This window comes from Thalassotalea euphylliae (assembly GCF_003390375.1).
GTDB classification, from domain to species: domain Bacteria; phylum Pseudomonadota; class Gammaproteobacteria; order Enterobacterales; family Alteromonadaceae; genus Thalassotalea_F; species Thalassotalea_F euphylliae_A.
Genome location: NZ_QUOT01000001.1, coordinates 745,689 through 761,103 on the forward strand (window position 1 = coordinate 745,689; position 15,415 = coordinate 761,103).

The 15,415-nt window shown below is 42.8% G+C and carries 8 protein-coding genes; 4 read left to right on the forward strand and 4 right to left on the reverse strand.

The window, feature by feature from the left end; all coding sequences use genetic code 11:
• Window positions 1-102: 102 nt before the first annotated feature.
• On the reverse strand, window positions 103-3,897 hold the full coding sequence (locus DXX94_RS03345; RefSeq protein ID WP_116013844.1) for an AAA family ATPase: 3,795 nt from the start codon (window positions 3,895-3,897) through the stop codon (window positions 103-105).
• Window positions 3,897-5,171: an exonuclease subunit SbcD gene (sbcD, locus tag DXX94_RS03350; RefSeq protein ID WP_116013846.1), complete on the reverse strand. Its 1,275-nt coding sequence runs from the start codon at window positions 5,169-5,171 to the stop codon at window positions 3,897-3,899. The genes DXX94_RS03345 and sbcD overlap by 1 nt, the downstream gene beginning before the upstream one ends.
• Window positions 5,172-5,380: 209 nt before the next feature.
• On the opposite strand from sbcD, the gene DXX94_RS03355 reads away from it, so the two are divergent.
• The gene (locus tag DXX94_RS03355; protein ID WP_116013847.1) at window positions 5,381-5,836 is read left to right on the forward strand and encodes a methylglyoxal synthase; all 456 of its coding nucleotides are present in this window, start codon (window positions 5,381-5,383) and stop codon (window positions 5,834-5,836) included.
• 420 nt (window positions 5,837-6,256) lie between these two features.
• On the opposite strand, the gene DXX94_RS03360 is transcribed toward DXX94_RS03355, so the two are convergent.
• Together DXX94_RS03360 and DXX94_RS03365 are read right to left on the reverse strand one after the other, a co-directional pair.
• Entirely contained in the window at window positions 6,257-7,018 is a 762-nt protein-coding gene (locus DXX94_RS03360; RefSeq protein WP_116013849.1) for a LytR/AlgR family response regulator transcription factor, read from the reverse strand.
• A complete protein-coding gene (locus DXX94_RS03365) occupies window positions 7,011-8,108 on the reverse strand; it encodes a sensor histidine kinase (RefSeq protein WP_245961430.1) in 1,098 nt (365 codons plus the stop codon). Before DXX94_RS03365 ends, DXX94_RS03360 begins: the two co-directional genes overlap by 8 nt.
• Window positions 8,109-8,549: 441 nt before the next feature.
• Here DXX94_RS03365 and DXX94_RS03370 point away from each other — a divergent pair, with 441 nt between their 5' ends.
• From DXX94_RS03370 to DXX94_RS03380, 3 genes are all read left to right on the forward strand, one after another.
• The gene (locus DXX94_RS03370; RefSeq protein WP_116013850.1) at window positions 8,550-11,528 is read left to right on the forward strand and encodes a TonB-dependent receptor domain-containing protein; all 2,979 of its coding nucleotides are present in this window, start codon (window positions 8,550-8,552) and stop codon (window positions 11,526-11,528) included.
• A gap of 459 nt (window positions 11,529-11,987) precedes the next feature.
• Window positions 11,988-13,121 carry a porin gene (locus tag DXX94_RS03375; protein WP_116013852.1) on the forward strand — a complete coding sequence of 378 codons (1,134 nt, stop codon included), beginning with the start codon at window positions 11,988-11,990 and terminating at the stop codon, window positions 13,119-13,121.
• Window positions 13,122-13,886: 765 nt separating this feature from the next.
• Window positions 13,887-15,404 carry a methyl-accepting chemotaxis protein gene (locus tag DXX94_RS03380; protein ID WP_181901467.1) on the forward strand — a complete coding sequence of 506 codons (1,518 nt, stop codon included), beginning with the start codon at window positions 13,887-13,889 and terminating at the stop codon, window positions 15,402-15,404.
• Window positions 15,405-15,415: the final 11 nt, after the last annotated feature.

Below are 15,415 nucleotides of genomic sequence, written 5' to 3' on the forward strand. Positions count from 1 at the left end.
GTTAACATGTTATGCGGTATTAACCACCGTCACCAATAACCTAACGTTATCACGGTTATTGACGGCGAAAGGTTCAACTTTGGTAATAGCGTTGCCCTGTTATTAGTTAGGCGAATAAACAAACTGAGGCTCGAGTTTACTAACTCCTAAACCGCTCATTTTATCCACTTTGATTTGGGTTGCGATACGTTCTTTTAACGTATCAATATGACTGATAACCCCAATCATTTTGCCGGCCGCGTTTAGATTATCGAGCGCGTCTAAAGCTACCTCCAACGTATCATTGTCAAGTGTGCCGAAGCCTTCATCTAAAAACAGCGAATCGATTTGTGTTTTCGCGCTCACTAAATCAGACAACGCCAGCGCCAATGCAAGTGACACCAAGAAACTCTCGCCACCGGAAAGAGTTTTCGTATCTCTGGTTAAGTCTGCTTGCCATGTGTCAACCACCTCGAGTGCAAGCGACTCATTTGTTTGTCGCGTTAGCTGGTATCGGCCATGTAGTCGCATTAATTGCTTATTCGCCAAATGAACCAAGTACTCTAGGGTTAAGCTTTGTGCAAAGCGCCTAAATTTAGCGCCGTCTGCCGAGCCAATCAGGCCATTTAGGTGACTAATATCGTTAAGTGCAATCTGCTGCTTGGCAATATCTGCCATTAAACTTTGCTGCTCGTCACGGCGCTTTTTATCTTGCTGTAGTTCAAAATCAAGCTGGGCTAATTTCGTTTGCAGTGCCTTGAGTTCAGTTTCATCTTTCACTAGCTTTTCTGTCATCTCTGACAATGAAATATTGCTGTCAGCTTCAACAGGCAGGCTAGCCAATTGCGATTGATATTCCTGCGCAAGTGCGTTTTGTTGTTGCTCTCTAACATTTAGTTCATCTGCCAATGCCGTTAAGCGAGTAAACTCCTCTGCTGGCATATTGGCATTGATAAAAGCCGTTTCATCACTAAATTCGCTCGCTACGAGTACTTCCTGCCACTTCGCTGTGGCAAGACTAACTTGCTCGTTCAAGCTTTGCGCTTGCTTCCCTAATGAAGTGTGTTGCCCTTGTGCGTGTTGATGTGCATTGGCTGCCTCGTTGTAGGCTTTCTCAATTAGCTGTTGTTCACACGTTATCGCTGACTCTTCCGTCGCAATATGCTGTTGCTCTTGTTCAAGGGTTGACTCGCCAAGCAAGTGTTGCAGTTGTTGCGCTAGTGCTTGCAATTGGCTATCAATCCCCTTGCCTTCCTCGATTAGTACAGTGACCTGTTGCTGCTCAGCAAGCTGTTGTTGCTGGTAACTAATTAAGGATTTTTCTACCGTTTGAATATTGAGTTGAACTTGCTCAGCAGCGGTGAGTTGCGTTTGATAATCCTGTATTTGCTGCTCTAGTTGCAGTAACCACTGGCTAAACTCGCTTGCTCGCGGCATTGGCAATTCAAGCTGTGAAACTTGCTCTGAGATACCTTGCCATAATTGGCCAACCTCTGCGCCAACCGCCGATAACTGCTCACTAAGCTTTTGCTGCTCAGCCACTCGATGACTGGCTTGCTGACGGTTAACCGCCTCACTTTGATTTAACTGAGCAATGCGTTGATCAATATCGACCAACTGCTTTTGCAAGTTATTCTCTTGCTCTGTCAGCGAGACTAACGCCGACTGGCAATTCATGGTTTGCGACAGTTGTTGCTGAACACTTTCTAGCTCACCATCAATTTGAGCAACCGAACATACACTAACCGACTCATTAACTGAGTTACTAGCACAGCCGTTAGGCGAACTATTTACGGCATTATGCGCTTGAGTAACCACACTCGGAATATTGGCATCAAGCTGATGAGTAACATGCTGCCATTGCTCGGTGAGTTGATGACATTCTTGCTGTAAAACCGTTATTTGGCTTTGCTCTTGGCTTAACGTGCGTTGCTGGTGATTAAGTTGTTCTTTAAGTTCAATACCTTGCTGTTTTAGTTGTTCAACTAGGTTTTTCTGACCTGCTAGCTGTTGTTCTTCCGCCGAGCTGGTTAACGCTTGGTACTCTGCAATTGCCGGGTGCTCAGTTGCACCACACAATGGGCAAGCTTGCCCTGGTTGAAGCTCAGCACGGTGATCTGATAGCTGCTTAATTGTTTGCTGTTGAGCAACTACTTTTTCTAACAAATCTAAGGTGTGCTTAGCCGTCTTGAACTCTTCACGTTTAGCAGTTAACGAAGATTCTTGCTGGTTAATGGTTTGATTTAGCTCAGCATTTGTTTGCTTTTTATCGTGCAGGCTCTGACTGGAATTGGCAAATTGTTGCGCGATTAATTTAAGTTGATTAAGCCCTTGTTGGTGCTGCTGCAATTGCTGAATAAATGCCTGTAAACTCGCTTCCGTCAGGGGTAAAGCAGGCTGCTCAGCTAACACAGGTAACCTAATACCAGCTAAAGTTTCTGCTCTTTGCTGGCTTAGCCCTTGTAGCGATACTTGAAATGCCGCTTTCTCTTTAGCCAAGTTTTCCAGTGTTTGGCTTAATTGCAGGTTTGCTTTTTCTGCCTCAGCTTGTTGAGTACTGAGCTCTTGCATGGTTTGCTCGGTATTCTTTTTTTGTACTTCCAACGTTTGCAAACGATTAAAGTCGCTTTGCCAACGGCCAAGATAACTCGGTAGTTGCTTAACATACAGATGCTCCGTTAAGTAAGCCTGAATGTTTTTGTGCTCAGCCGTTAATGCGTCAAATTCGGCTTTTTTATCTGCTATTAAAACTTCAACTTTAGCTAAGCTGGATTTTTTCTCTTGAATAGCACTTTGCTTGTCACTTTGTTGCGCAACCATAAGCTGCTGGTTTTGCAACGTTGGCAAAATTTGCTCATTTAACCTTGCGACACGCTGTTTTAATTTGTTTTGCCGTTCAGTTAACTTGTCTTGAGCGCTTGCACGCAATACAGTTTGCTCAGCGAGCTGCTGCTCAGTTTGAGCAAGGTTCGATTCACTCGCCGTGAGTTGCTGTTGGCTATGTAGTGATTGCTCAACCAATTGCTGTTTTGCATGATATTTGTCTTGAATGGCAATCGCAGGCTTTGCAGCGGCTAAGGCTGTTAGCTCACCTGCGTGCTGCTTTTTTTGCGCTGCAAGCTCGGCTTGGCTGGCATCTAATTGTTTTTGCTTGTCTTGCAATATCGTGCGTTGTTGGCGAACTTGGATATCTTTTTGTAGCTTGGCAACGAACTGTGCTTGTTCTTGCTCAACTTTGGTTAACGAGTGCGATTCAGCTTGTAAGTTGGCCGCTTGTTCATCACTCAGTAACTCAACGCCATCGAGTTTAGCTTTAAGCAGTGCTAATGCTTGTTCACTTGCTTTTGCTTCTTGGAAAACCGTTTTAGAAATATCACCGTAAATATCCGTGCCGGTCAGCTCTTCAAGTAGTTCAGCACGATCGTTAGCAGATGCATTTAAAAAGGCTGCAAACTGCCCTTGCGATAACATCATTGATTTGGTGAAACGACCAAAGTCTAAACCAGTTAACTGGGCAATTTTCTGCCTTACTGCTTGCAGCTTTTCAGCAAGTATTTCGCCCGATAGTGTGGCTAGTTCAGCCTTAGCAGGTTGTAGTTTGCCGTCTGCGGCATTTTTAGCGCGACGCTGGCTCCAAAATGCACGATAGCCCTGCCCTTTCACCTCAAATTCAACTTCTGCTAAACAAGAAGCGGTGTGGCGAGTCATCAATTGGTTATTTTTATCAGAAATAGTTAACCTTGGTGTTTGATGATAAAGCGCTAAACAAATCGCATCTAAAATAGTGGTTTTACCTGCACCTGTTGGCCCAGTGATCGCAAATAGCCCATTGCCAGCAAAGGGCTCTTTGCTAAAGTCGATAAACCAATGCCCTTTTAACGAGTTCAAGTTCTCAAATCGCAGTGACAAAATACGCATTAGGCTTTGCCTCCCGTATTCAATTCACCATGCTTAGCATTAGTTTCATCTAGCACTTGTTGATGCACTTGTTGATGCATTTGCTTGAAGAGTTCGGTTAGCCGTTCTTTTTGGCTCTCTTGCTCATCTGTTTGCCACTCTTCTTGTGCTAGGCGAGCGGTAAAAACATCACTCACAGAAAGTTCTTCTAACGTGACTGTGCGCTGCTCTGCGAGTATTTGCTGACGCTCTTGTTTGCTGCGACGAATGAGCAACACTTCTATCGGTAGCTCTTTCACTAATTCTTGCACACGCCCAGACAAATCAGCCAAGTAGCCCTGTGCGCTAATTTCAATATCTAACCACAGAGGTAACTCATTCGTGATTTGCTGACTATACTCTTGCGCTAGCTGTTCAATGCTTGTCGCCAGCTCGTCAACACTAGTTTTGAGCATTGCCATTGGTCGAAAGCGAGGAATTGCCAGTGCTTCGACTTCAACAGTGGATTGGCCATTAAAGGTAACTAAATTAACCGTTTTGTCATGCGACGCTTCATCAAAACTGAGCGGTATAGGTGAACCTGAATAACGAATAGTGTCATTTTCGGCAACCTTTTGCGGGCGATGGATATGACCAAGTGCAATATAGTCGGCTTTGGGAAATGCATTTGCCGGGAAAGCTTCTAAGGTGCCTATGTATATCTCACGAACAGAGTCAGACGTTGTGCTACCCACTGTAGTGAGGTGGCCAGTCATGATCACTGGCAGTTGGTAGGCACTCGCCGATTCATAAAGTGTTTGATAATGCTCGGTAATTGCTACTTGCAGCTGCAATTGCTTGTCGGTTGCACTTTGTCCCGCTTGACTTGTCACTAAATCACGTGGACGTAAAAAAGGAATTGCACACACTACCCCCAGCGCCTCGCCACTGGCATTTTTAATCGTGACTAACTGCTCGTCACTATCGGTTGATGCCGTTGTGATCACTTTCGTATTCAGTGCTGCTAGCAATTGTTTCGACTCATTTAACATGGCAACAGAATCATGGTTGCCTGCTAGCGCAATCAACTGACAGCCTAATCTATTCAACTTATTAATAAAGTTAAAATACAGCTCGCGAGCATAGCTTGGCGGTGTGCTGGTATCAAAAATATCACCCGCTAAAATGATGGCGTCAACGCTGTGCTCAGTAACCTGTTCAAGCAACCAATTGAGAAATTGCAGGTGTTCATTGGCGCGGCTTTTGCCATAAAAGTGTTGACCTAAATGCCAGTCAGAAGTGTGAAGGATTTTCATCAAAAGCGGAGATTATTTTTATTTTCGAAAGCCCACAATTTTACCCGAAAAGTGAATTTTAGATAGCGCTATTTTCACACTCTAACTAAAACCTTTGATGAAATATTTTATAACTGCTTTCTGTTGATAAGTGCGCTAAAACAAGTGTTACAGCTAAAAAATTACATCGCAGTTGGCTTATTAAAGAACTCATCAGGGAAAATAAAACGATGGAATATAAAACAATCCAATCTAACGCACAAAAATCCGTGGCGCTGGTAGCTCACGACAACATGAAAGCCAGTTTAATTGAGTGGACTAATACTCACATTGAACAGTTAAGAAATCACCAGCTATACGCAACAGGTACGACGGGCGCACTCATCGCTAAACAAACTGGCCTAAGTGTAAGCCAACTCATCAGCGGCCCGCTTGGCGGCGATCAGCAAATTGGCGCACTGATCACAGAGCAAAAGATTGACGTGTTAATTTTCTTTTGGGATCCGCTAGAAGCGCAGCCACATGACCCTGACGTTAAAGCCTTATTGCGACTTGCCGCTGTTTGGAATATTCCGGTGGCCTGTAATATTGCCAGTGCAGATTTACTCATTACCTCTAGCTTATTTGGCCAAGTGTTTGAACGAAAAGTCCCTGATTATCAACGTTATATCTCAAGCAGAACATAAGGCAAAACTCTAAACAAGTCGTTGTTCTGCATATAAAAACATCTGATTCTGGTGATATTGAAAGACATTAATACCAATCCTTCAGGCCTGTTTTCCATCCATGTCTGCCACTTGTCCCAAATTTCAATCAGTTTATCCCAACGCCGTTGTTGATAAGGATAGCTCTTTGCCATACTGATCACGTCAAAGAGAAATATGAGATTCAACTACTCTCTGGATACATATTTTCGATGACATTGAGGCATGTAGTTTTGTGTTTATGATCTGTCAATTTTAAACACGATGATGACTTTACAGGGGGTGAAGTTTTGCCCCCTTCTTTTTTATGCCTAGTTTGTAGGTATAGCTTTTTCAGTTCAGCGCTTTTTAACCAACCTTTAAAAACTAAACTTCTCGCTTTTGCATCTTTGAATCAACTGACTACTGTTCACCAATCAGCGCTTCTAGTTTACCTTTGTTTCTGCGCGAAAGCGTTAACTGCTCTCCCGATTTTAAAATCACGCTATAATCGCCATTTTCATTAGGTCTAAGCTCAATAACACTCGAGCGCCTCACAATAGTTGAACGATGAATCCGAACAAACACATTCGGGTCGAGTTGCTTCTCTAAACTAGTTAGTGTTTCTCGGTGCAGCACAGGCTTGTCATCAAACAAATGAACTTCGGCATAATTTCCAGCTCCTGCAATAAAGTTAATTTGATCAACATCGACGAGTCGAATACGGCCGGGATCTTTCACCACTAAACGTGTTTTATAGGCTCGGTCTTGCTCGTCAACCATATGCTGAATAAGTTGCCCAACTTTTTTGAAGTTCGTCGGCGACTTACTCGCCACTTGTTGGCGGGCACGATCGAGTGCTGCATAGAATTTGTCATCATCAAATGGCTTTAACAAGTAACCAATAGCATTTAGCTCAAATGCCGTAATCGCAAACTGATCATATGCGGTCGCAAAAATAATCACAGTGTCATTAGGCAACTGTTCGGCTAGCTCAATGCCCGTTTTTCCCGGCATTTGAATATCAAGAAACACTATATCTGGGTGATGCTCACTAAAGACATCCAGTACCTGATTTCCATCTTGCGCTTCGTAGACGTGTCCAACGTCGGTTTGATTCGCCAGTAACAATTTTATTGTTTCGCGTGCTAACGGTTCATCGTCAGCAACCAAAATATTAAGCATCCAATACTCCAATCGGCATACAAAGATAAGTTTCAAAATAACCATTTTCCATCGGCGTCAGGCTCAACTGAAAATCCAAATGGTAGAGCTTTTCCAAACGCTTTCGACAATTACTCAGGCCAATGCCAAAGCCTTTGTGTTCATCTTTTTCTGGAATTTTATTGATCAATTTGACGTGTAAATATTCATCCTGGCAATACACAGACAATTTTAGTTCATTTTGATCGCTTTCTAACTGAGAGCCATGCTGAACAGCGTTTTCAACTAAGGGTTGCAACAGCATAAAAGGCACATCGAGTGGCAAGCATTGATCATCAACATCAACCGATGTTTTCAGCTTATGGGCAAAACGCATTTGCTGAATAGTTAAGTAGCTCTGAATAAACTCGACTTCTTGCTCGAGCGAAATCAGTTGATGCCGCTGATTTTCTAATACTTTTCTCAGCATAAAGCTGAGTTCACTCAAGGCTTTGATGGCGTTATTTTTGTTATCTAGGCGGATCAAACTAGCAATCGTGTTCAAGGTATTAAATAAGAAGTGTGGATTAAGTTGAGATTTCAGTGACTGCAACTCCACTTGCAACAACTGCTCACTGAGCTCTTGATTACGGCGTGCTTGAATTCGTGAATGTTTGTAATAGGTATATGAATAGCCAGAGCACAACACCGCTAAATAAACGAGAAAGTCCATATGCAAAGGACTTAGTAGAAGTTGCGAAAATGCCTCGGCAAGCACTGTTGGGTTAATGTATCCATTATTAATTAGCGAAACTTCAACAATGGTTAGGCCCCAATATAGAGTGAAAAACAGCAGCATCACTGCACAGGTTTTGCCAACAAAGGTCACCAAACGTTCTACATCAAACGAAATCATTTGCGTGCTGGCGATAATTAACGGCGCTAATAGCGCCCAATTTCCCCACCACGGTAAATACTCTAACCACACTTCGAACCACTCTACTGGCCTGTTAAAGTGTAGGCTCATACGGTAGCTATTGGTTGCAGCCATTGAATTTAATAACAGCCAAAACAAGGCATTAGCTAACCAAAAGTATTTAGATGGTAAGTTGTCGATAAAGGTTTTAAACATAATCTATAACGCGGATGATTCTTCCCTGTAATTAACGCTCGCCTGATTTTTGTATCTCATGCGCCTATTAGTTAGCTAAACAGTTAATTACATGCTTTATTCAAATAGTTCTCACACTAAGGCTTAATTGACGCTGTTACTTTTTGCAACTTTACCATCTGCGCACCTGTAAATTTTCCAACACCCATCTTAAAACTACATTAAAAATCATGTGGTTACTACCATAAAGAAAGTAAAAAATTCTCGCCTATTTAAATCCAGCTACCGTTTAAATCAGCTATGAGGCCAATAATCACTTTATTTGCGCCACTGATGGATTGGCTAATGTCTGTGCTTTGCGACAGGAGTAACGTGGCTCTGTTCATTCGTACTACTAGCTTCGTAAGTAGTGCTGCTAAACGTGCGTCTCGACAACGATTATAAAAAATCAGGGAGAATATTATGTTTACAAAAACAAGCGTAGCGAAGTCAGTTCGCTTTGCGCTGATGTTTGGTGCAACCTCAAGCGCTCTCCTCCTTCCGCAAACCACTTTTGCCCAACAAGCTGAACAAAATGCTGAAGAAGAGATCGAACGAATTGCCGTGACCGGTAGCCGAATTAGGCGGCCAGGGGCGGTATCTGCCAGTCCTATCGTATCTGTTGGTGCTCAAGAAATTGAGATGATACAAACCCCACAAATAGAAGAAGTTCTGCGTAACTTGCCAGCAACTATTCCAGGCGACGGCGGCAGTGTAAATAACGGTACAGCGGGTGCTGCAACGGTCGACTTAAGGGCTCTTGGTACCGAGCGTACTTTGGTGTTGATGAATGGCCGCCGAATGATACCGTTTAACTTTAACGGTATTGTTGATACCGCATCAGTGCCTGTTTCACTGATTGAAAGTGTTGACGTAGTGACTGGTGGTGCGTCAGCGGTTTACGGTTCTGATGCTATTGCAGGTGCCGTTAACTTCGTGATGAAGAATAATTTTGAAGGTGTAGAGCTACTTATTAACCATTCAGAAACAGGTGATAGTGATGGCGATACCGACAGTATTGCACTAACCCTTGGTTCTTCGCTGAGTGATGGTCGCGGTAACGTTGCACTTTCTATGAACTGGACTGATCGTAAACCAGTATTTTTAGGCGACCGACCTCTGGGCGTATTAGGGATCGCGACAGCATCTGGCGGTGGTTATCAGTCCTTTTTAGATGGCGAAGGCCCAGTTCCACCACTTGATAATTGTGGCGGCCCGAATGTAACTACCTTTGAAAGTGGCGGCGGTTCTACAACCTCAATTCCTACACGTTTTGCCATCGTTGGTGGTGGTGCAGATGCTGCTGGCCAATTTAGAGAAGATAGAACGCTAGGTGATGATTGTAGCCGCTTTAACTTCAACCCGTTTAACTTCTATCAAACCCCGCAAGAGCGCTACGGTGCAACAGCTATTGCCCATTATGATATAGCGGAAGAGCACACTGTTTACACCACAGCGACCTTTACCAATACGCAAGTAAGACAGCAAGTTGCACCATCAGGTACATTTGGTTCAACCTTTAATTTACCAATTGCTAACCCATTTATTGGCGATCAAGCGCGCCAATGGATCATTGATGCAGGTAACCAAGCGCTTGTCAACGGCTTACTGAATGATGGCGTACAAAACTGGCAAGATGTAAATGGCAACGGGGTTGTTGACCAAGAAGATTATTTGTTAGTTCAACTTCGCCGTCGTACTTTAGAGCTAGGCCCTCGTACCACTAACTTTGAAACTCAGCTATTCCAATTAGTTGCAGGTATCGAAGGGGTATTGTATGAAGATTGGGAATACAATGTATCTTTCCAATACGGTGAGTCTAACCGAACCAATATTAGTGCGGGCTACACAAATGTTAGTAACATACAAAACGCGTTAGATAGCACAGACGGCGTCACTTGTAACAATGGTGACTCAACGTGTGTTCCTATCGACTTGTTCGGTGGTTTTGGCACTATTACGCCAGCAATGGCAGCCTACTCGTCAGCAACGGCACTGATTAAGCAAGAATATTCACAAGAAGTGTTCAATGCGAGTGTTAATGGCCCTGTTGATGCGATTGAATTACCTTGGGCAGGCGCACCACTATCACTTAGCTTTGGTTATGAGCATCGCCGTGAAACTGGTGAAACTATTCCGGATGAGTGTTTAAAAGAAGCACCTACTAGCTGTTTAGGTGGTGCTGGTGGTAACACCCTACCAATTGCCGGTGGTTTTAAAGTTGAAGAATTCTTCGTTGAAGGTGTGTTACCTATTGTTGAAGGTGAAAGTTTTGCTGAATCGCTTGAAATGGAATTTGCATTCCGTACAGCAGACTACGACTCAGTAGGTAGCAACGAAACGTGGAAACTTGGTTTTAGCTGGCGTCCGGTTGATAGCTTGCTAGTTCGTGTGATGCAGCAAGAGGCGACACGTGCACCAAACGTTGGTGAAATTGCATCGCCGTCAGTAACTGGTTTAGACAATGCCTTAATCGATCCTTGTTCGGTTGCTAATGCCGCGAACATTGACAGTACATTGCGTCAGCTTTGTATCTCAACAGGCATGACAGACGCGCAAGTAGGTCGCGTTCAAGATGTTATCTCTGGCCAAGTTAATGCCTTCCAAGGTACTAACCCAAGCCAACTACCAGATGCTGAAGAAGCTGAAACCTTCACTGCAGGTTTTGTTTATACCAATGAAGAGCTTTGGGATCTAGAAGTTTCTGTTGACTACTACGACATTGAGGTCGATAACAGTATTGGTGAATTTACTGCACAGCAAACCTTAGATGCGTGTTATCAATTTGGCATCGCCAGCGAGTGTGCAAAAATCGTTCGTATTGGTGGTGACTTGACCATTGCAGGCTCTGGCATTCAGACCTTTACCACCAACTTAAGCTATCGATTAGCCGAAGGTGTGGAAGTAGGTATTAACTTCGCTATCGGTCTTGAAGATTGGGGTGAATTGCGTTTTAACACTGATATTAACCATTATATCGCGAATGAACGCCAGTCTTCGGAAGTACTACCTGTGATTGATTGTTTAGGTGCATACGGTAACAACTGTTCGCCAACGCCTGAAACAACTTGGAACCAACGTATTACTTGGGATATGGAAGACTTCACTGTTTCAATGTTGTGGCGTCACTTAAGTGGTATCGATATGGAGCCAGCACAGGCGGCAGGTTCATTTGAAGCATTTAGATCAATTGATGCTTATGACTACATTGACCTATTTGCTAGCTACCACATCAGCGAGCACATCAAGTTAACCTTAGGTGTTGATAACGTAACGGATGAAGATCCACCCGTTGTTGGCGGCGAAGCAGGTTCTACAACCTTCAACTCAGGTAACACTTTCCCAAGCACATACAGTGCACTGGGCCGTATTTACAAAGCGGGGGTAAAGTTTACTTTCTAAGACACTTGCTAAACCATTAGCAAAAAGAAAACTTGGAAGTAATGCCTGATGGCAAATGTCGGTGAGTTAGTATTCAACACTAATTCACTGGCATTTTTATTGTCACTAACTCTACTGTCACTAACTAACTTATTAAGCTGGCCTTACTTTGCGTTTTAGGCTTATTGAAAAACTTCAGTATTACGAATACGCGTATTGTTAATCACACTTTCTACGAAGTTACAAAACCGTAACCTAGCGGTTACATTTTATTACATCGCCATATCTTAATTCGATTAGAATTCGCTTCGCTTTGAGCGCATAGCATATTCTGATCTAGTTCATTCACAAAGATTATAAAACGTAACAAGTCACCAGTTTATCGCGCAGATGCATACCCGTTTTTACGCAGCCATCGACTCAAGCTCAAGCATCATTTTGCATTTTCAATAAACAACAAGATAAGCAGTAAGGTAGTACATGAAAAAGACGCTTGTTACGCTCGCTCTAGCAGCAGCACTTCCACTTTCCGCTCACGCAGAATTAAACTTCAACGGTTTTGCCAATGTTGTCGCAGGTAAAGCATCAAGTGGCGACGAACAATGGGGCTACGATGACGATGTTGATTTTAAACAAGATTCATTATTTGGATTGCAAGCAACAGCTGACTTGGGCGAAGGTCTTAGTGCTACCGTGCAATTAATTTCTCGCGGTGAAGACGATTGGGAAACTGATTTTGAATGGGCTTACTTAGCATATGATATCAGTGAAGAGACCCGCGTAATTCTTGGCCGTCAGCGTGCCAACTTATACATCTACTCTGGTTACCTTGATGTGTCTTACGCCTACCCTTGGATTACACCACCAGAAGGCGTATACAGCTTGCAGTTTACTTCTTTTGACGGTGCGAGTATCAGCCACTCATTTAGCCTTGGTGAATTCGATACCAACGTACAAGCAATCTACGGTTCAGAAAGCCGTGATGTACTCGTGTTAGACAGTGACATTTACTCAACTTTCGATAACATTCACGGCTTTAATGCGACGTTTAACCGCGATTGGTTAACGCTTCGTGCCGCTTACATTTCAACTGATATTTCGATGCCTACCCCGATTGGTAACGCAATTCTTGAAGCGTGGAACCAAGTACCTGGCTTTGAGTATGTTGGCACTGAACTAATGCTTGAAGATGACCAAGCACAATTCGTTGAAGCTGGCTTACAAATTGACTACAACAACTGGCTTGTTATCAGTGAATACACTCACACTGACTTTGATGAATCAGCATCTGATACTGAAGAGTCTTTATACGTGACTGTAGGTTACCGTTTTGACGATGTGCTTGTGCACGCAACTTATGGACGTGATAAGAATGACGCCAACCCAACGGTTAATGAGTTACCTTACGGTATTAACGCGCAACTTGACGAATTGTCAGCAACAACTGCGCGTGTATTCAATGCCCGTACTGAAGATTCAAAAAGCTACAGCTTAGGTGCACGTTGGGACTTCCACGAATCAGCAGCATTTAAAGTTGAATATAGCCGTTTAGAAAGTGACTTAACCAACGAAGACACAAACTTAGTGCGCACTGCACTAGTAACTGTATTCTAATATCGACTTAATCTGCCAAAGTAATTTGCCAAAATAATCGGCTGTATTGTTAATGGTGACCCCTATTAGGTTTCATTTTATCAATACAGCCGCATTCATCACTACATAAACTCTCTATATTAAAACTAGTTGCACCATTGGGCTTTAACCTCTTTTACTAGCCCCTTTCGCCAATTTCACCATCTTACAACAATTAATAAGAGCCTTTTGTTTGTCAAAGTTCTCATCTGCGAGAAACCTTTTCGTCAAAATAGCTAAACACAAAGTAGCAATATTGTTACAACATCTCATTAAAAAACACCTAACCATCAAACGGTTTTCCGTGAAATGCACCTTTTTTAATCTAATGTTAACACCTTTTAGCTTTTGCCAATCAGCACTGACCAAGATTTATTCATAATGTGCATTATTCACCCAAGTCATTCTATTTTATAAAATTTATCGTGCAATGAAATGTTATCCGTATAATATCGTTCTTGATAGATGATGTAGATCAAGCACAAATGGCAAGCGCTTACGTTAAACTGCATTTGCCATTTCATTCCATGGATAGTTCGCCTAACTACACTTTGTTACGTAATTACTCTAATTATTTGATTATTATTTAACCTTAGCCAATTTTTGTCAGAATTAAACACAATAACAAGGCAGTACAAAAAAAATATGATTTCAATTAAATCAATTTCTATAAGAACAAAAGTCTTACTTATACCACTAGTGGGTATGATTGGATTTTGCCTGTATTTAGCAATCAGCATATTGTCGATGAACAATACTGTAGATCAGTTGGAGCAAGCCTATAAAGTTGATTATCAACTGTTACAAGGTGCAGATCGCAACCTAGTAAAATTAGATAAAATCACAGAAAACCTAGGTAACGCGGTTACTTTAGGTGAAGAAGAATTACTTGATACTGCTGCTAGTCTTGCTGACGAATTCAGAGCAGGGATCAATGAGAGTAAAAGAGTTGCTCCTCAATCAGCACAAGAACTGACCAATATTCTTGACGACTTTAATGCCTATTTCACGACTGGTCACAAGCTATCAAGTCAGCTAGTGGATGGCAGCGCAGATTTTGAAAAAATTGGCGAAATATCAAAGCAAATGACCGCACAGCTTGATACCGTTCATGCCAAATTAGAAAAATTTCAAGGCGAACGCTATGACAGCTTTAGCAATGCTTTTGATAGTGCAGCAAAGAGCGCCAGCACGACAAGTACATTAGGTTTGATCGTTGGTGCAATTACCATTTTCGTACTCTTCCTAGTGGCTGTCCCCATTGCTAATGCGATTTACCGCAACTTAAACAGCATCATTGAATCAATGCAGGATATCGCCAAAGAGAACGGTGACCTAACCGTGCGTTTATCAACCAGCAGTAAAGATGAAATTGGTGATTTAGTATTTTGGTTTAATAGCTTTATCGAGAAACTGCAAACCGTAATTAAAGATGTAGTTGATACAGCAACCCCCGTTGCGCAAACATCAAGCCAAATTCAAGGTTTGTCAGATCAGTCATTGCAAACATTTTCTCGCCAAACAGAAAGTGTTGTTCAGTCTCGCCAATCAGTAGAAGAGATGAGCCAAAGCATTGCTAGTATTAGTCACAATGCTGCCGACGCTGCCGAAGCGGCGCGATTAGCAAGTGACGAGGCAGAAAATGGTCGCAAAGTGGTTGAGTTAACGGTTAAGCAAATTCAAACGCTAGCTGTTGATATTGAAAGTTCAGCGGTAACCATCAATCAGCTGCAGCAAGATACTGAACGTGTAAACGTAGTGCTTGATGTGATTAAAGGAATTGCCGAGCAAACTAACCTACTAGCGCTTAATGCCGCAATTGAAGCTGCTCGTGCAGGTGAACAAGGTCGAGGTTTCGCGGTAGTTGCTGATGAAGTTCGCAGCCTGGCATCACGTACGCAAGAATCTACAGAAGAAATCAACCAAATGCTGGCACAGTTGCAATCTGCGGCAGGTGAAGCGGTTGTTAAAATGGAAAGCTCTTGTGCAAGTGTAAATACTAGTGTTGATTCTGCTCACCAGGCAGGCGAAAGCTTAATTGCGATCAATGATAAAGTTAACATTATTAACGATATGAACGGTGCAATCGCGACGGCAACTGAGCAGCAACATCAAGTATCTAGCCTGATGATTAGCCATGTTGAAGATATTCAAAGTTGTGCTGACGAAGCAACGCAAGTATCAAACGATGTTGCTCAAGTAAGTGATAAACTTGCTGATTTAGCTGGCGAACTGGAAGGTGTCACTAAACAATTTAACGTGTAGTTCACTTTTTT